Origin of the sequence: Terrabacter sp. 2RAF25, assembly GCF_052115265.1 — a bacterium.
Lineage (GTDB): Bacteria > Actinomycetota > Actinomycetes > Actinomycetales > Dermatophilaceae > Terrabacter.
Map to the genome: position 1 here is coordinate 116,155 of NZ_JBFRGJ010000005.1, position 17,250 is coordinate 133,404.

Genomic DNA, 17,250 nt, shown 5'->3' on the forward strand with positions numbered 1-17,250 from the left:
TACCCGCGCCTGTCGGCGCTACGACGTCGGCGCTACGACGTCGGCGCTACGGCGTCTTCGCTGCGACGAAGCCGGTCAAGGCGCCCGTCGCAGGTGTGGGGTCAGGCGTCGATGCGCTCGCGGTCGATCTCGGCCGCGGACTCGATGATGAAGTCCTTGCGCGGGGCGACCTCGTTGCCCATGAGCAGCTCGAAGACGCGCTCAGCGGCCTCCAGGTCGCGCATCGTCACCTTGCGCAGCGTGCGGTGCCGCGGGTCCATCGTCGTGTCGGCGAGCTGGTCGGCGTCCATCTCGCCGAGGCCCTTGTAGCGCTGCATCGGCTGCTTGATCTTCTTGCCCGACTTCTCGATCCGTGCCACGGTGCGGCGCATCTCGTTCTCGTTGTAGGTGTAGATCAGCTCGTTCTTCTTGGCGCCGGCGTTGATCACCTCGAGACGGTGCAGCGGTGGCATGGCGGCATACACGCGTCCGGCGTCGACGAGCGGGCGCATGTAGCGGAAGAAGAGCGTGAGCAGCAGGGTGCGGATGTGGGCGCCGTCGACGTCGGCGTCGGTCATGATGATGACCTTGCCGTAGCGGGCGGCCGAGAGGTCGAAGCTGCGGCCCGAGCCGGCACCGATCACCTGGATGATCGAGGCGCACTCGGCGTTCTTGAGCATGTCGGAGACCGACGCCTTCTGGACGTTGAGGATCTTGCCGCGGATGGGCAGCAGCGCCTGGAACTCGGAGCTGCGGGCCTCCTTGGCGGTGCCCATGGCCGAGTCACCCTCGACGATGAACAGCTCGGAGCGCTCGACCTCGGTGGTGCGGCAGTCGCGCAGCTTGGAGGGCAGCGTCGAGCTCTCCAGGGCGTTCTTGCGGCGCTGCGTCTCCTTGTGCAGCCGCGCGCTGATGCGCGACTTCATCTCCGACACGACCTTCTCGAGCAGCAGCGCGGACTGCTGCTTGTCGCCGCGCTTGGTCGAGGTGAGCTGGGCGGTGAGCTCCTTCTCGACGACGCGGGCGACGATGGCGCGCACGGCGTTGGTGCCGAGGACCTCCTTGGTCTGGCCTTCGAACTGCGGCTCGGCCAGACGCACCGTGACGACGGCGGTCATGCCGGCGAGGATGTCGTCCTTCTCCGGCTTGTCGTTGCCGACCTTGAGCCGCCGGGCGTTGACCTCGAGCTGCTTGCGGAAGACCTTGAGCACCGACTGCTCGAACCCGGCGACGTGGGTGCCGCCCTTGGGGGTCGTGATGATGTTGACGAAGGACTGCAGCTTGATGTCGTAGCCCTGGCCCCAGCGCAGCGCCACCTCGACGGCGCACTCGCGCTCGAGCTCGGTGGGGGTCATGTGGCCGTTGACGTCGAGCACGGGGACCGTCTCGGTGAACGTGCCGGAGCCCTCGAGACGCCACACGTCGGTGATCGGGGTGTCGGGCGCGAGGAACTCGACGAAGTCGGTGATGCCGCCGTCGTGCTGGAAGACCTCCTCGATGGGGCCCTCCTCACCGGCCGTGCCCGCCAGCCGCCGCTCGTCGCGGATGACGAGCCTGAGCCCCGGCACGAGGAACGACGTCTGGCGCGCGCGACCGAGGATGGCGGCGTAGTCGAGCTCGGCGTCCTTGAGGAAGATCTGGCGGTCGGGCCAGAAGCGCACCCGGGAGCCCGTGACCCCACGCTTGGCCTTGCCGACGACCGGGAGCGCGCTCTTGCGCTCGTACGGCGTGAAGGCGGACTCCGGGGAGTGCGGCGAACCCTGGACGTCGGTGAACGTGCCGGGCTCGCCCCGTCGGAAGCTCATGCCGTACGTCTTGCCGGCCCGGTCGACCTCCACGTCGAGCCGCGCGGACAGCGCGTTGACGACGGAGGCGCCGACGCCGTGCAGGCCTCCGGTCGCGGCGTACGAGGCGCCGCCGAACTTGCCGCCTGCGTGCAGCTTGGTGAAGACGACCTCGACGCCGGACAGGCCCGTGCGCGGCTCGATGTCGACCGGGATGCCTCGGCCGTTGTCGCGCACCTCGATCGACCCGTCGGCGGCGAGGATCACCCGGATGTCGTCGCACACGCCGGTCAGGGCCTCGTCGACGGCGTTGTCGATGATCTCCCACAGACAGTGCATGAGGCCGCGCTGGTCGGTCGAGCCGATGTACATGCCGGGACGCTTGCGCACGGCCTCGAGGCCCTCGAGGACCTGGAGGTGGCGGGCGGTGTAGTCACCGTTGCCGGAGGGGGCGGGACGGGAGGCGGAGGCCACGGGTGTCGATCTCTTTCGGTCGGTGTGCGGCCAGCGGTCGGGCTGTGGAGAGGGCTGGCAGGGGCAGCCTAGTCACCGGCACTGACGGCCCTGTGGAGGCTCGCTGAGCCCTGACCGAGCGCCCGCGGTCGGGGCTCGCCGGGTATGGGGAAGAGTGACAGGCAATCCGTATCGCGGGCGCTCGGCGAATCTCTGACACGTAACGATGTTGGTCCGAAGGTGTCTCACTCACCGAGCCTCACCATCGGGAAGCATTCAGCGTGATTCACTGTTGGAACGTCCGCGAGGCGAGAGCAGTCCACCGACAGGACCACTCGAGCGTCGTACGTACATGGCAGGGTTGCCCTCCGGGGAACCCCCTGAGGGAGGAAAGAGGCGAATACAAATGACGACAGCACTGGCACCCGAACTGACTGCTGCTGACCGCTGCGACCGATGTGGGGCCCAGGCCTACATCCGCGCCCGCCTCGTTTCCGGCGGAGAGCTGCTCTTCTGCGCGCACCACGGACGGGAGCACCTCCCGGCCCTGAAGGACAAGGCGCTCGACATCCGCGACGAGACGGACCGGCTCAACGAGATCCCGGGTTCTGCTCCCGTCGACGAGCGCTGACCAGCAGAGACACCCGACCCGGCCCCTCCTGACCCCATCCTGACCCGAACGCCGCCGACGGCACACCCGTGATCACCGCGACGAACGTCATCGTTCTGCTCGCGATGCTCGTGGGCACCGTCGGCGTCGTCGTCCCTGTACTTCCGGGCCTGTTCGTGGTCTGGGGGGCGACGCTCGTGTGGGCGTTCGAGCGTCAGGACGGGCCGGGTTGGCTCGTCCTCGGCATCGCCACCGTCGCGTATGCCGCAGGCGTGGTCAGCCAGTACCTCCTCCCCGGTCGGCGGATGAAGTCGGCGGGCGTGGACGGCTGGATCGTGGCCGCGGCGCTGGCCGTGGCCGTGGTCGGGTTCTTCGTCGTGCCCCTGGTCGGAGCACCGTTGGGGTTCGTCGTCGCGATCTACCTGCTCGAGCGCGTCAAGCACCGTGAGCACGCCGCGGCCTGGCGTGCCACGAGGCAGGCGATCCGCGCGGTGGCGCTCAACGTCGGCATCGAGCTGGCCACCGCCTTCGCGATCATCACGACCTGGGCCGTCGCCGTCTTCCTGACCCGCCCCTAGCCAGCCGGCCCCAGCGGGCTGTTGACCGCGCGGGAAGCAAAGAGGACCCCGACACGTCGGGGTCCTCTACGGTCAGCGTGGTGACGGCCAGTGGTGACGACCACCGTGTCACCACTGGTCGTCACCACTGGTCGCGGCGACGCTTCTCCCAGCGCTCCTCGAGCCGCTCCATGAAGCTGGCCTGCTTGGCGGCGGCCGCCTTGCTCTTGCCGGGACGCGGCTTGGGCGTGCCGTCGGCAGCGACCGCGGCGAGCTTGGTCTTGGAGGGCGTGATGGCGTAGACGATGCCGGCGACCATGATCGCGAAGCCCACGGCACCGAGCCAGATGGCGCTGCTCATCGCCGAGAACACGACGAGACCCAGCCCGGCCACACCGGCGATGACACCGGCGATGACGCGACCCCGCCCGAGACCTCGAGACTTCGTCTTCTCGATGCGCGACGCAAAGCGCGGGTCTTCGGCGTAGAGGGCTTCCTCCATCTGCTGAAGGAGTGCTTCCTCGTGTTCCGAGAGTGCCACTCGGCACCTCCCTGGTGCGAAATCGACTGTGCCCGAATCGTATGTCGGAAACGGCCGACGCGGACTTCTTTACCTCAGGATAGGTCTCGCCGCTCGCGATTGGAACCCGAGGGTCGGTCAGGCATGAGGCTCGCCGGCCGCACGGATCCGGCACCGAAGCGCGCGCTCGCCCGGTCGACCGCGCGGTCGGCCTCGCGCCACCCGTGCTCCGGCTCGTCGAGGGTCGCCTGGATGGGCGCCACGGCGGACGGGACGAGGCCTTCGAGGCGCACCCCTACCAGCCGGATGCGGGCCCGCTGGAGGCCGAGCCGGTCGTAGAGCTCGCGCGCCGTCGCGAAGATGTCGCGCGAGACGTCGGTGTGGTGGCGCAGCGTCTTGGCGCGGGTGATCGTCGTGAAGTCGGCGAACCTGACCTTGATGCTGACCGTGCGTCCCGTCATGCCGGCCGACCTGGCCCGTGCAGCGGTGCGGTCGGACAGGCGCAGCAGTTCACGGTGGATGCGGACGGGGTCGTCGATGTCGTGGGCGAAGGTCTCGTCGGCACCGATCGACTTCTCGCGACGCTCGGGCACGACCGAACGGGGGTCGCGCCCCCAGGCGAGGTCGTGCAGGCTGCGGCCGGCGACGTCGCCGAGGGCCCGCTGCAGGGTCTCGACGGGCGTGTGCGCGAGGTCGGCGACCGAGCGCAGCCCCAGCCGGTGCAGGTGCTCCTCCGTCTTGTCACCGACGCCCCAGATGGCCCCGACCGGCAGCTGGTGCAGGAACGAGACCACCTCGTCGCGCGGCACGACGATGAGTCCGTCGGGCTTGGCGAGGTTGGAGGCGAGCTTGGCGACGAACTTCGTGGCAGCCACGCCCACCGAGCACGTGATGCCCTGCTCGTCGGCGATGGTGTCGCGCAGCTGCTCAGCGATCTGTGTGGGACGCCCGAGACGGCGTACGGCCCCGGACACGTCGAGGAAGGCCTCGTCGAGCGAGAGCGGCTCGACGCTGTCGGTGATCGTCGCGAACGTCGCCATGACGGCCTCGGAGATCGCGGCGTAGCGGCGGTGGTCGGGCTCGATGATGACGGCTTGTGGGCACAGCCGCTGGGCCCGGGCCATCGGCATGGCGGACGTCACCCCGAAGGCACGGGCCTCGTAGGTGGCCGAGAGCACGACCGAGCGGCCACTGGCGCCGCCGATGATGACCGGCTTTCCGCGCAGGTCAGGGCGCGAGATGAGCGACGCGGACGCGTAGAAGGCGTCCATGTCGACGTGCAGCACGGTGCAGCCGGTGTCGTCGGGGGGCTCGGAGCTGCCCCGGGTCGGCGCGGTGAACTGGCGACGGCTCATGCTGCACCTGCCTGCTGACCGGGCCGGACGAGCACGGTCGCCTGGTCAGTCGCGGCGGGCGACGACGTGCAGGGCATTGCCGAGGGTCCGGAGGAACTCGCGCCCGGGGCCGGAGACGAGCAGGTCGTCGAGCTCTGCGAGGGCGGCGCGGTCGGCTTCGGAGTCGATGAGCGAGGCCGGCACGAGGTGGCCGAGGATGTTGGTGCCACGCACCACCACGTCGGTGAAGCCGGCGTCGGCGAGCAGGGTCTCGAGCTGCTCGACGTCGAAGCGGCGCGGGAGCGGGTCGGTGCTGCCCCAGCGTCCGGACGGGTCGACGAGGGCTGCGCGCGCCTGGGCGAACTCGCCCGAGATGGCCTTGGCGAAGACGACGGCCAGGCGCCCGGAGACCAGGAGCGAGAGCACGCCGCCCTGGCCCAGGGCCTGGGCGATGGCGCGCAGCGTGGCCGCGGGGTCGTCGACGAACTCGAGCGTGCCGTGGCAGCAGGCGAGGTCGACGCGCCGACCGGCGAGGATGCCGTCGAGGGAGTCGCCGTCGCCCTGGACGCCGGTGACACGGCCTTCGATACCGGCCTCACGGGCCCGGCGGGCGAGTGAGGCGAGTGCGTCGGGGCTGGGATCGACGACGGTGACCCGGTGACCGGCCTCGGCGAGCGGGACGGCGACACCGCCGGTGCCGCCACCGAGGTCGAGCACCTCGAGCGGACGGCCGAGCAGGGTCCCGCACTCGTCGGCGATGCGGTCCACTGCCGAGACGACGGCCGACGGTCGGGCCGCTCCGCGTCGCTGGCGGGGCTGGTCGTCGGGCACGGGATCCTCCGTCGGGGAACGTGGTTCGCGCCGTGTCGCAGGTGGTGGCGCATGTGGTTCGTGTGCATGCTCACCCTAGTGCCCCGAGCTTCCCGGGCTGGCGTGCCACAGCTTGCGTGGCGGCCCTCCGACCGTGTCCGCAGGCACGAGACCGCTCGTGCCGCGGGCTCCCTTGACGTCGTCGCCGGCCGGCTTGATGTCGGCGTACGGCGACTGCTTGAACCCTGACGCGTGGACGAGCACGCGGCGACCGTCGGGCCCCTCCCCCACACCGGCGGGTGCACCGTCGCGGCCGGCCAGGGCTCCTGCCCGCTCCCAGGCTGTCCGGTCGGCGGCGTCGAGGGCGTCGCGCACCGCGGTGATGCCCCCGGCGGTCCAGGCGTCCTGGAGGCCAGAGAGCTCCCACGCGCCGGTGGCCCGGATCGAGACGCCCTTGGGACCGGTGCGCCGCACCAGTCCGCGGCAGAGCAGCAGCCACGAGTGGAAGACGGTGACGGCATATGGTCCCTGGACGTCCTCGAAGAAGGTGAGGTCGACAGGGCCGGTGGCGTCGTCGAGCGTGAGGAAGACGACGCGGCGACCGGTGCGGATGGGCGGGGTCTGGGTGGCGACCTTGACCCCGGCGACCCACACCTCACGGCCGCTGCGGCCGGTGAGCAGGTCACGCGCTCGCGTGACGCCGAGCGCGTCGAGCATCGGACCGTAGAAGTCGACGACGTGCCCGCTCGCGTCGAGGCCGAGCACCTCGAGCTCGGCGCGGACCCGCTCGGGACCGGTCATCTCGGGCAGCCCGCTCGTCGCGGTGAGGCGTGGCGCGTCGCCGAGGTCGAGCGTCAGCTGGGTGGCGACGTGCTCGGGCGCCCCCGCGGAGGCCTGCGACTGGGCGGCGGCCAGAGCCCGGATGTCGCCGGTGGCCGAGACCGACGTGACCCTGCCCCGTGACGGGCGGGAGCGGCTCGCAGCCGAGACCCTGGCCCGCGACGAGCGCTGCGAGCTCGACCAGCGGTCGAGCTCGGCGACGTGGAGCAGCAGGTCTCGCCTGGTGACCCGTCCCCGCCGGCCGAGCCCGCTGCGGGAGCGCCCCACCACCTCCGGACCGCTCTCGCCGCGACGGGGCGGACTGCCGAGGTCGATGTCGTGCAGGGAGTCGAAACCGCCTGCCAGCACGAGCTTCTCGGCGACGGGACGTGACACGTGGGCACGCTGCCAGAAGTCGGAGAGGCTGGAGTACGGCTGCCCGGCGACGATCTGGGCCACCTCGGCCTCGCTGATGCCGTGGACGTCGGCGAGCGAGAGCCGTATCGCCTCGCCGCCGTCGTCGATGCGCTCGAAGCGATAGCTGCCGGTGGAGACGTTGACGTCGAGCCCGAGGACCGCGATGCCGAAGGTGCGGGCGTCGTCGAGGATGAGCCGTTTGGGGTACATGCCGGGGTCGTGGGTCAGCACCCCGGCGAGGAAGGCGGCCGGGTGGTGCGTCTTGAGCCAGGCCGACTGGTAGGTCGGCAGCGCGAAGGCGGCCGCGTGCGCCTTGCAGAACCCGAACGACGCGAAGGCCTTGAGGACCTCCCAGATCTTGTCGGCGACCTCGGGCGGGTAGCCGCGGGCCAGGGCGGCCGGGCGCCACCACTGCTCGATCTGCCGCTGGCCGTCGGGGGTGCCGAGCGCGCGGCGCACCTCGTCGGCCTGGGCGAGGGTCACGCCGGTGGTTTCGGCGACGATCATGAGGACCTGCTCGTGGAAGACGACGACGCCCTCGGTCTCCTCGAGCGCGGGGATGAGCGTCGGGTGCAGGAAGGAGGGGTCCTTCCAGCCCTGCCTCGCGTTGAGGAACGGGATGATCATGTCGCTCTTGACCGGCCCGGGCCGGAACAGCGAGATGTCGATGATGAGGTCGTCGAAGGTCTGCGGCCCGAACTTGCCGATGAGTTCGCGCTGGCCGGGGCTCTCGATCTGGAAGCAGCCGAGGGTCTTGGTCGAGCGGACGAGCTCGAAGGTCGGCTCGTCGTCGAAGGGCACCTGGCTCTCGTCGTCGAGGTCGATGGCCGTGCCGTCGACCCGCTCGACCTCGTCGATGGCGTGAGCCATCGCCGACTGCATGCGGATGCCGAGGACGTCGAGCTTGAGCAGGCCCATCTCCTCGACGTCGTCCTTGTCGAACTGGCTCATCGGGAAGCCGAGCCAGCTCGCTTCGACAGGAGTGCGGTCGAGCAGGACCGAGTCGGAGAGCACGACCCCGCACGGGTGCAGCGCGATGTGCCGTGGCAGCCCGTCGAGACGCTCGACGATGTCGAACATCAGCTGCAGGCGCGGCACGTCGAGCCCGCTCGCCCGCAGCTCGGGCAGCTCGGCCAGGGCGTTGCGCACGTTGCGGGCGGCGATGTGCGGGAACGCCTTGGCCATCGCGTCGACCTCGGGCGGGGGCAGCCCGAGCGCGGCGCCGGCGTCGCGGATCGCGTGACGCACCCGGTAGGTGTCCATCATCGAGACGCAGGTGACCCGCTCGCCGCCGAAGTGGTCGAGGATGCGCTCGTAGATCTCGGTGCGGCGGGCCGACTCCACGTCGATGTCGATGTCGGGCAGCTCGGCTCGAAGCGGTGAGCAGAACCGCTCCATGAGAAGGCCGTGACGCATCGGGTCGACCCCGGAGATGCCGAGGAGGTAGTTGACGAGGGACCCCGCCCCCGAACCGCGCGCGGCGACCCGCACCCCCATCTCGCGGATGAGGTCGCAGACCTGGGCGACGGTGAGGAAGTAGGTCGCGTAGCCGAGCGTCTCGATGACGCCGAGCTCGTCCTCGAGCCGGTCGCTGACGGCACCCAGCTCGGTCGCGGAGCGACCCGGGTAGCGGGTCGCGATGGACTCACGGCACCGGCGCGCGAGGACGTGGTGCGGGTTGGTGCCGGGACGGATGCCGAGCACGCCGGGCTCGGGCAGGTGGACCGAGCCGATGCCGAGGTCGGCCCGGGGGTCCTGGACGCACTCGGTGGCGAGCGCCGTGGTGCGGGCCAGCAGCTCGCTCGCCTGCTCGCGGGCGAGCGAGCCGCCCCCGACGAGCCCGGGGCCCGAGACCTGCACGACGTCGAGGGCGAGTGCGTGCATGAGCGGCGTCGGGGACAGGTGCCCTGCCGTGGTGACGCGGTCGAGGTGGCGCGAGTCGAGGGCGACGAGCCGGCGGGCGGCGTCGAGGACGTCGACGATGGCAGCGTCCTGCGGGTCGGCATGACGCACCGCCGCCGTGATGACGCTCGGCACGCCCACCTCGCGGGCGAGGGCGAGCATCCGGCCGGCCTGGCCGAGGCTGACGGGCTGGTGCTCGGGACCGCCGTGGCAGACGACCTCGACGACGACGCCCCCGCGCGGCAGCAGCGCGACCCAGCGCTCCAGCGCCGCCCGGGCGCGGTCGCGTCGCTTGGCGAGCACCTCGCGGCCGACGTCGGAGTCGGGCCCCAGGAGCACGACGAGACGGGAGGGGCCGCCGGCCACCGCGGAGGTATGCCGTCCGCTGGGTCGGGCGGACCGGAGCCGATGGGTCCCGGCGAGGTCGGCACGTCCGGCAGAGTCGATCGGGTCGGTCGGGTCGGTCGGGTCGGTCGGGTCGGTCGGGCCAGGCGGGTCGGGCGGGCCAACCGGGCGAGACGGGCCGAGGTCCGGGTCGGGTCCCGGACGCGCGTGCTCGGCCACGAGGCTCGCGGTGGTGACCGGGTTGCCGCGCTCTCCGCGCAAGTGGGTCGCGGTGACGAGCCGGCAGAGGGCCGCCCAGCCCTGGCCCGGCGCGAGGCCGGTGGCGCTGCCGCGGGCCAGCACCGTGACGCGCGGCAGCCGGGGGTCGACGAGCGCCCCACCGCGGACCGGGGTGCGCACTGGTCGTCGCCGCTCGGGGTGCTCGGGCCCGAGGGCGAGGTCGACACCGAGGATCGGCGCCACGTCGTGCTCCATGCAGGAGCGGACGAACTTCACTGCGCCGTAGAGCCCGTCGCGGTCGGTCAGCGCGAGGGCCGGTTGCCCGAAGGCTGCGGCTCGCTCGACGAGCTGGTGCGGCTTGGCCGTGCCGTAGCGCATGGAGTAGCCGGACGCGACGTGCAGGTGCACGAAGCTCTCACCGCCACGGGTCGCGGGACGGCGACGCTCGGTGTGGGCACCGGTGCCGGTGCCGGTGGTACTGGAATCGGTAGTGGTGGTGGTCATGCTGCTCACGCGCTGTTCGCCCGGCTCCTCGGGACGGGAGCGGCCGAGACGGGGGTGATCGACTGCGGCAGCGGCATCGTCGCCGGGATGCCGAGAAGGTCCTGGACGATCTCGAGGAACATCTCGGCCTGGCGCAGCAGGTCGTCGGCCTCGCGGGCACTGATGTGACCGCCGCGGTCGATGATCGACCGGTGGGCCGAGCACGCGGAGAAGAAGGCTGCCCACTCCCCCAGCTCGGGGGCCACCCCGGGCAGCACCTGCCAGACGCTGCGCGGACGGGAGCGCGGCGACGGGACGGTGCGGGCGGCGACGAGGGCCGCCGCGGCCCGCAGGGCCCCCAGGTGGGAGTCGCGGTAGCGCTCGGACGCGTCACTCGTGCGGCACGCGGACTCGAGGGTCGCGCGGCCCCGTTCGAGCAGGTCGAGCACGGCAACCGAGATGGGCGGACGGCGCAGGTCGTGGGCGGCGGTCATGGTGGTTGTTCTCCTCTCTCGTCTCATGTCGGTCTCAGTCGGAGACCCGGACGAGCGACCACTGGTCGCCCCTCGGGGACTCGTCATGGGCGAGGTCGTAGACCCCGGGCGCGAAGGACCACCCCGGGCTCGCCTCGACCCGCCAGACGTGCTGCTCGGCCGCTGCTGCGACCAGCGTCTCGCCGGGGCGCACCTGTGCCTCGTCGGCCTCGAGCGCGTCGCGCCACCAGGCGCGGCGCTCGCGCCACTGGGAGAGGACTCCGCGCACGACGTAGAGGCGACCGCGCCAGATGAACGCCTCCGGAGGCGGCCCCGCCGACGACCCGGCCGACGACCCGGACGACGGCTCCGGAGACCCCGGAGACCCCGGCGACCCCGGCGACCCGGACGACCCGCCTTCTCGGGCCTTCGGCCGGCCGGTCTCCGGCTCCTGCTCTCTTCTGCGCACCCTCACCTGGACGGAGTCACTGAACCTACGCACCACGACACGTCTCCCTCGGACACGTCGGGCCGGACATCACGACCCGGGCCACTCGCGCCCCACACGAGCAGCCCGACAACCAACCGACGACTGACTGATGAAACCAACAAAGTTCGAACACTTGTTCGATGTGAAGAGCGTAACCCCCGGCGCCGACACCGTGTCAAGAACGGCCGGACAGGCCGCCACGCATCCGGCATATGGCACGAAACGGGCGAACCTGAGTAGTGGTGCTCAGGTTTCGCCTCAACCCCTGCGACAAGAGTTGGCACCGCGGGTTCGGTCCGCGAACGGAGAGGCGCAGGGGTCCTGTCCGCTCGCGGATCGCACCCGTTTCCGCTGCCCGCCGAGCCCTGCCGGGGCCCGGGCGGCGGCCACCCTCTCCCTGCGCGTCCCGTTGCGCGACCCCGGGGAATAGGGGAGCGTCAGGGGCGTTGGACCTGAGCTCGGCCGACCGGTCCGGGCATGGACGCACCGGCGCACCCGCGACCGGCGCACGACAGAAGGAGCGTCGTGGGCGCCGAGCTCATCCCCATGGCCTTCACCACCGGGTGGGGCAGCGGGGTCAACGCGTACGCCGTCGTGCTCGTCCTCGGGCTGGCCGACAAGATCTTCAACCTCAGCCAGATCCCCAACGCCCTGGCGCGCACCGACGTGCTCGTCGGTGCCGGGATCCTCTTCGCGGTCGAGATGCTCGCCGACAAGATCCCCTACGTCGACTCCGTCTGGGACTCGGTGCACACGGTCGTGCGACCGGCCGTGGGCGCGACCATCGGCTATCTCATCGGCCACGAGACCGCCGGGCTCGACGCAGCGATCGGCGCTGCCACAGGCGGCGTCACGGCGCTGATCTCGCACGGCATCAAGGCCGGACTGCGCGCCGCCGTCAACACCTCCCCCGAGCCCGCGAGCAACATCGTCGTCAGCACCACCGAGGACGTCACGGTCACGGGGGTCACCGCTCTCGCCATCGCACACCCGTGGTGGGCCGCCGCGATCGCGTTCCTCCTCCTCGCCCTCGGAGCCTTCCTCGTCTACAAGCTCGCCGGTCGCATCCGGCGCTACAAGCGGCGCTACGACGCCTGGGGCGAGAGGGTGGGCATCTCCGCCCCGGCGGCCGGAGCCGTCGACCCACGTCACGACCCTGGACGCCGACCCGGATGGGGCCTCGGCCGTGGCCGGGGGTCCGGGCCACCTCCCCCGGTGCCACCCGCCGAGGCCCGACCCGAGCGTCCCTTCGACCAGGAGACCTGACCGCCGCGCCACGGCGAGCACGGGCGAGCACCTCACAGGAAGGTGCACCGACTCACAGGACGTGCCCACGACGGCAAGGGCCCTGGCACAGGGCCGTCTCCGACGGTGGATCCAGCTGGCACGAGGCCAGCCCATCGAAGGAGTGGAACGCATGAAGAACAAGACCATCGCGCTGGCCGGCGCCGGCATCGTGGCCGCGTCGGCGCTCGCGCTCGGCGGGGCCGCCCTCGCAAGCGCGGACGAGAGCACGGGAACGACCAGCCTTGCCGCGAACGGCGCCGCCTACGGCCAGCTCGGCGAGGGGACGGGCGGCGGCGCCGGTAACGGCAACACCGACCCGAGCAAGCCGATGCGGTCCGACGAGACGCTGCTCACCGGCGACACGGCCGCCAAGGTGACGGCCGCCGCCAAGGCCAAGGAGCCGACCGCGACGATCGAGCGCGTCGAGACCGACTCGGACGGCGTCTACGAGGCACACATGGTGCGCACCGACGGCACGCATGTCACCGTCAAGGTCGATGCATCCTTCGCCGTGACGTCCGTCGACGAGGGCGGCCCGGGTGGCGGCCGCGGTGGGGACCACGACGGCGACGGTCCCCAGGGTCAGCAGGGCGGATCCACGACGCCGGGCAGCACCGCCACGCCGTCGGCCACGACCTGACCACACCGGATGCCGACTGATCCGCAGTCTGATGACCGAGACGATCACGCTGCGGATCAGTCGGCACCCACTGCTGCCGGGACGACACCGGCCGCAGACAGATCCGCAGTCTGATGACCGAGACGATCACGCTGCGGATCAGTCGGCACCCACTGCTGCCGGGACGACACCGGCCGCAGACAGATCCGCAGCGTGATGAGTGGCGCCGGCGCTCAGAGGTTGCCGAAGACCTCGAGCGTCGCCGACGAGCGGTTCATGGTGATGAAGTGGATGCCGGGGGCACCCTCGTCGAGCAGCCGCTGCGACGACTCGGTCGCGATGGCCATGCCCTCGGCCCGCACCGCGTCCGCATCGTCGCCGTGCCGGTCGAGCCGGTCGGTGACGGCGGTCGGCATGGGCTGACCCGCGAGCTGGGCCATGCGCACCACCTGGCGGGCGTTGGTGATCGGCATGATCGCGGGCACCACGGGCAGGGCCGATCCGCGCCGCACGAGCTCGTCGCGCAGCCGCAGGTAGTTGTCGACGTCGAAGACCATCTGGGTGATGGCGAACTGCGCGCCCGCCTGCTCCTTGCGGATGAGCGTCTGGGCGTCCTCCTCGATGGCGCTGGACTCGGGATGGCCGTCGGGGAAGGCCGCGACACCCACGGTGAAGTCGCCGAGGCCCTTGACGAGCGAGACGAGCTCGTCGGCGTGGTCGAGCCCCTCGGGGTGGGCGACCCACGGCTGGCCGAGGCCGCCCTGGGGGTCACCTCGGAGGGCCAGGATGTTGCGGACCCCGGCGGCGGCATACGCCCCGACGATGCCGCGCAGCTCGGTGACGGAGTGGCCGACGCACGTGAGGTGCGCCATCGGCGTCAGAGAGGTCGCCTCGAGCACCCGCTGGGTGAGGCGCACCGTGCGGTCGCGCGTGCCGCCGCCGGCGCCGTAGGTGATCGAGACGAAGCTCGGTGAGACCTTCTCGAGCCGGCGGATCGCGTCCCACAGCTGCGCCTCCGCCGCGTCGTCCTTGGGCGGGAAGAACTCGAAGCTGAAGGTCGGGGCGTCGGCCTCGATCATCGCCGGGATGGACCGGGTGAACCGTTCTGCCCGCGCCATGGAGGATGCCGTGCCGTGTGCCATGCCGCACACCTTAGGCCGAGCGTGCACGCGGTGCGTGGGCTGTTCACGCGGCGGCCGGCGCGCCGCGTAGGCTGACGACGATTCCCGCGACTCGATGGAGGACCTCGTGCAGACCCCCACCGACCTCGACGTGCTGCGCCGTCGGGTCCAGCAGGCGATCGACGCGCAGATCGCCGGGGCCACGCGGTCGCTCGCCGCGATCGGAGACGAGACGGCACCGCTCGTGTCTGCCGTGTCCGGGTTGCTCTCCGGGGGCAAGGGTCTTCGCGCGGGCTTCCTCTACTGGGGCTACCGTGCGGCCGGCGGCGACGACTCCGACGCCCTCGTCCGACTCGCCGCGAGCATGGAGTTCTTCCAGGGCGCAGCCCTGCTCCACGACGACGTCATGGACCGCAGCGACACCAGACGAGGTATGCCGTCCGCCCACCGGGCCGTGGCCGGCCTGCACCAGGTGCGTGGCTGGGCAGGCGACTCCGACCGCTTCGGCGAGGGCACCGCCATCCTGGCCGGAGACCTCTGCCTCACGTGGTGCGACGAGCTGTATGCCACCTGCGGGCTGCCCGGCGACGAGCTCGTCCGCGGGCGCCACCTCTTCGACCTGATGCGCACGCAGCTGATGGGCGGCCAGTTCCTCGACCTGCTCGAGTCGGCCCGTGGCTGGGAGGGTCTCGACCTGGAGGCCCGGGTGGCCTCGGCCCGCAAGGTGATCCGGTTCAAGAGCGCGAAGTACACCATCGAGCACCCCCTGCTCATCGGCGCGCTCGTGGGCGGCGCGCCCGAGGAGTCCCTGGCACCGCTCTCCGACTACGGCCTGGCCCTCGGCGAGGCCTTCCAGCTGCGCGACGACCTGCTCGGCGTCTTCGGCGACCCCGAGGCGACGGGCAAGCCCGCCGGCGACGACCTGCGCGAGGGCAAGCGAACGGTGCTTGTCGCGTACGCCCTCGACGCGGCCTCACCCACCGACCGCGACACCGTCGAGTCGCTGCTCGGCCGCGACGACCTCGAGCTCACCGGGGTCGAGGCGATCCGCCACGTGCTCGTCGGCACGGGCGCGGTCGACCGGGTCGAGGGCCTCATCACCAGCCTGGCCGACGATGCCCGCAAGGCGGTCGAGCGCGCCCGTGAGACCGGCCACTACGACTCGTCCGCCCTCGACGTGCTCGAAGCGCTGGTCGCGGTCTCGACGGCTCGCCACTCCTAGCGAGCTGCCGCTCGACCAGCGCGATCGACTCGACCAGCGCAACCGGCGAGGTCGGCGCAACCGGCGCGGTCGGTTCGGAGAGGCGGAAGGGTCAGAAGGCGAGCTCCTGCGCCCGCCGCCGGACCTCGGTCTTGTGCCCGGCGCGCAGGGCGTCGATGGGGGCACCGTCGACCGGCAGGGTCGCGTCCGGCGTGTAGAGCCACTCGATGATCTCGGCGTCGTCCATGCCACCGTCGGCGAGGACCGTGAACGTGCCCCGGAGCTCGGGCCTCGGGCCGGTCTCGTCGACGAACTTGGCGGGGATGGCGGTGACCCTGCGCTCGCCGATGCGCGCAGCGAGCACCTCGCGGTCGGCCACCATCTGACGCACGCGCGACAACGGCACACCGAGCCGCTCGGCGGCGTCGGGCACGGTCAGCCACTCCCCGACCAGCGTCTCGAGGTCGGTGGCGTCCGGTGTGGTCTGGTCGGGCTGTGCGGAGGTGTCGTTCACGGGCACGAGTCTGCCATCGTCGGCCGGGCCGCAGGACACCTGCCGCGTGAGCCGCGACCGACCGCACCCTCTGGTGAATTACACGGATGTACTTTTAGTTTAGTGCTCAAATGTGCGCTATCGTCACAGGCGCCACAGCATTCACAGGTGCAACATCCGCCCCTCAGGATCGACGGCCCACCCCTTCCGAACGCCCCTCCACGCCTTCTGCACGTCTTCTGCACCGTCTTCTGCACCAGCCCGGGCCCCAGGAAAGGACTCCACACCATGCCCTTCGCCGACGTCGCCGCCCTAGCCGCGCCCGCCCACACGGTCGTGGCTCCTGTGGCCGCCACGCCCTGGAAGACCGTCACCGTGCGCCCGGGCGACACGATCTGGCACCTCGCCATCGCAAACCACACCACCGTCCACGCGATCGCCCAGAAGAACAGGCTCGCGCTCGGTGGCTCGCTCATCCACCCCGGGCAGAAGCTTCTCGTCCCCGGCAGGGACGCCTCCGCCGCACCGGCACGCTCCGGCGCGGCCGCGTCGAGCGCGCGCGCAGCCACCCCCGCGCGGCAGTCGGCCCGCGACGTTGTCCACGTGGTGCGCACCGGCGACACCATGAGCGACATCGCGAAGAAGTACTCCGTCTCGCTCACCAAGCTGCTGGCCGCGAACAAGCTCCGCAGCAGCGCCGTCATCTTCGTCGGCCAGAAGGTCGTGGTCCCCGGCGCGGGATCGACGGCTGCCGCTGCCACCTCGGCACCCAAGCCCACCCCGGCGCCCCCGTCCGGCTACTCCGTGTCGGCCCAGACGGCGAAGGCCGTCGCCGCCAGCAAGGCCAAGCTGGCAGCGGCGAAGGTTCCGAGCCGCACCGAGACGGCGGCGATCATCCGCGCCACGGCAGCACGTCACGGGGTTGACCCCAAGCTCGCCCTGGCGATCGCCTGGCTCGAGTCGGGCTGGCACCAGCGGTCCGTCTCCTACACGAACGCCGTCGGGGTCATGCAGATCATGCCCGTCTCGCAGACGTGGGCCTCGGAGCTCGCAGGACGGTCGCTGGACCGCTTCGACACCCGCCAGAACATCACGTCGGGCGTGCTCATCATCCGGTCGCTCCAGGCCAGTGCCGACTCCCGTGAGCAGGCCATCGCCGGCTACTACCAGGGGCTCTACTCAGTCCGAACCAAGGGGCTCTACGAGGACACCAAGCGCTACGTGGCCAGCGTCCTGGCCATCTACGACCGCCTCTGACCGAGGTGCCGCTCCGCCGGACGGCGGAGCGGCGGCGGGTGGTCTCGCGGCGTCGTCGGCGCGCCTCAGGGGCGGGC

Annotated in this window: 15 protein-coding genes; 6 read left to right on the top strand and 9 right to left on the bottom strand. The window is 71.5% G+C overall.

The window, feature by feature from the left end:
- Positions 1–101: 101 nt before the first annotated feature.
- Positions 102–2,237 carry a DNA gyrase/topoisomerase IV subunit B gene (locus AB4091_RS14260; protein ID WP_442292408.1) on the bottom strand — a complete coding sequence of 712 codons (2,136 nt, stop codon included), beginning with the start codon at positions 2,235–2,237 and terminating at the stop codon, positions 102–104.
- 385 nt (positions 2,238–2,622) lie between these two features.
- On the opposite strand from AB4091_RS14260, the gene AB4091_RS14265 reads away from it, so the two are divergent.
- A complete protein-coding gene (locus tag AB4091_RS14265) occupies positions 2,623–2,847 on the top strand; it encodes a DUF7455 domain-containing protein (protein ID WP_442292409.1) in 225 nt (74 codons plus the stop codon).
- Positions 2,848–2,915: 68 nt separating this feature from the next.
- Positions 2,916–3,404 carry a DUF456 domain-containing protein gene (locus AB4091_RS14270; RefSeq protein ID WP_442292410.1) on the top strand — a complete coding sequence of 163 codons (489 nt, stop codon included), beginning with the start codon at positions 2,916–2,918 and terminating at the stop codon, positions 3,402–3,404.
- Positions 3,405–3,525: 121 nt separating this feature from the next.
- Here the strand turns inward: AB4091_RS14270 and AB4091_RS14275 are convergent, their stop codons facing one another.
- The 6 genes from AB4091_RS14275 to AB4091_RS14300 form a co-directional block, all read right to left on the bottom strand.
- Complete coding sequence (locus AB4091_RS14275) at positions 3,526–3,924, bottom strand: DUF3040 domain-containing protein (protein ID WP_442292411.1); 399 nt, start codon at positions 3,922–3,924, stop codon at positions 3,526–3,528.
- 74 nt (positions 3,925–3,998) lie between these two features.
- A complete protein-coding gene (dinB, locus tag AB4091_RS14280; RefSeq protein WP_442292412.1) occupies positions 3,999–5,258 on the bottom strand; it encodes a DNA polymerase IV in 1,260 nt (419 codons plus the stop codon).
- A 45-nt stretch (positions 5,259–5,303) separates the two neighbouring features.
- Positions 5,304–6,068, bottom strand: coding sequence for a class I SAM-dependent methyltransferase (locus tag AB4091_RS14285; RefSeq protein ID WP_442292413.1), 765 nt, complete (start codon positions 6,066–6,068; stop codon positions 5,304–5,306).
- A gap of 75 nt (positions 6,069–6,143) precedes the next feature.
- Positions 6,144–10,253, bottom strand: coding sequence for a DNA polymerase III subunit alpha (locus AB4091_RS14290; RefSeq protein ID WP_442292414.1), 4,110 nt, complete (start codon positions 10,251–10,253; stop codon positions 6,144–6,146).
- A 5-nt stretch (positions 10,254–10,258) separates the two neighbouring features.
- Positions 10,259–10,726 (bottom strand): SAV_6107 family HEPN domain-containing protein, encoded by a 468-nt coding sequence (locus tag AB4091_RS14295; RefSeq protein ID WP_442292415.1) that lies wholly within the window; start codon positions 10,724–10,726, stop codon positions 10,259–10,261.
- A 34-nt stretch (positions 10,727–10,760) separates the two neighbouring features.
- The gene (locus AB4091_RS14300) at positions 10,761–11,210 is read right to left on the bottom strand and encodes a DUF6504 family protein (RefSeq protein ID WP_442292416.1); all 450 of its coding nucleotides are present in this window, start codon (positions 11,208–11,210) and stop codon (positions 10,761–10,763) included.
- A gap of 510 nt (positions 11,211–11,720) precedes the next feature.
- On the opposite strand from AB4091_RS14300, the gene AB4091_RS14305 reads away from it, so the two are divergent.
- Together AB4091_RS14305 and AB4091_RS14310 are read left to right on the top strand one after the other, a co-directional pair.
- Positions 11,721–12,461, top strand: a complete 741-nt coding sequence (locus tag AB4091_RS14305) for a DUF4126 domain-containing protein (protein ID WP_442292417.1) — start codon at positions 11,721–11,723, stop codon at positions 12,459–12,461.
- A gap of 151 nt (positions 12,462–12,612) precedes the next feature.
- Positions 12,613–13,122: a hypothetical protein gene (locus tag AB4091_RS14310; RefSeq protein WP_442292418.1), complete on the top strand. Its 510-nt coding sequence runs from the start codon at positions 12,613–12,615 to the stop codon at positions 13,120–13,122.
- A gap of 212 nt (positions 13,123–13,334) precedes the next feature.
- Here the strand turns inward: AB4091_RS14310 and AB4091_RS14315 are convergent, their stop codons facing one another.
- Positions 13,335–14,243 (bottom strand): methylenetetrahydrofolate reductase, encoded by a 909-nt coding sequence (locus AB4091_RS14315; protein ID WP_442292419.1) that lies wholly within the window; start codon positions 14,241–14,243, stop codon positions 13,335–13,337.
- A gap of 106 nt (positions 14,244–14,349) precedes the next feature.
- Here AB4091_RS14315 and AB4091_RS14320 point away from each other — a divergent pair, with 106 nt between their 5' ends.
- Positions 14,350–15,444, top strand: coding sequence for a polyprenyl synthetase family protein (locus AB4091_RS14320; RefSeq protein WP_442292420.1), 1,095 nt, complete (start codon positions 14,350–14,352; stop codon positions 15,442–15,444).
- Between the two features lie 91 nt (positions 15,445–15,535).
- Here AB4091_RS14320 and AB4091_RS14325 read toward each other — a convergent pair whose 3' ends face one another.
- Positions 15,536–15,937: an Rv2175c family DNA-binding protein gene (locus AB4091_RS14325; RefSeq protein ID WP_442292421.1), complete on the bottom strand. Its 402-nt coding sequence runs from the start codon at positions 15,935–15,937 to the stop codon at positions 15,536–15,538.
- A 267-nt stretch (positions 15,938–16,204) separates the two neighbouring features.
- On the opposite strand from AB4091_RS14325, the gene AB4091_RS14330 reads away from it, so the two are divergent.
- Complete coding sequence (locus tag AB4091_RS14330; protein ID WP_442292422.1) at positions 16,205–17,173, top strand: LysM peptidoglycan-binding domain-containing protein; 969 nt, start codon at positions 16,205–16,207, stop codon at positions 17,171–17,173.
- The last annotated feature ends 77 nt before the right edge of the window (positions 17,174–17,250 follow it).

What these genes read in the sequence shown, in the direction of transcription:
- AB4091_RS14315 (WP_442292419.1), bottom strand. Translation starts at nt 14,243, where the DNA reads ATGGCACACGGCACGGCATCCTCCATGGCGCGGGCAGAACGGTTCACC.
- AB4091_RS14330 (WP_442292422.1), top strand. Translation starts at nt 16,205, where the DNA reads ATGCCCTTCGCCGACGTCGCCGCCCTAGCCGCGCCCGCCCACACGGTC.
- dinB (WP_442292412.1), bottom strand. Translation starts at nt 5,258, where the DNA reads ATGAGCCGTCGCCAGTTCACCGCGCCGACCCGGGGCAGCTCCGAGCCC.
- AB4091_RS14265 (WP_442292409.1), top strand. Translation starts at nt 2,623, where the DNA reads ATGACGACAGCACTGGCACCCGAACTGACTGCTGCTGACCGCTGCGAC.
- AB4091_RS14310 (WP_442292418.1), top strand. Translation starts at nt 12,613, where the DNA reads ATGAAGAACAAGACCATCGCGCTGGCCGGCGCCGGCATCGTGGCCGCG.
- AB4091_RS14295 (WP_442292415.1), bottom strand. Translation starts at nt 10,726, where the DNA reads ATGACCGCCGCCCACGACCTGCGCCGTCCGCCCATCTCGGTTGCCGTG.
- AB4091_RS14290 (WP_442292414.1), bottom strand. Translation starts at nt 10,253, where the DNA reads ATGACCACCACCACTACCGATTCCAGTACCACCGGCACCGGCACCGGT.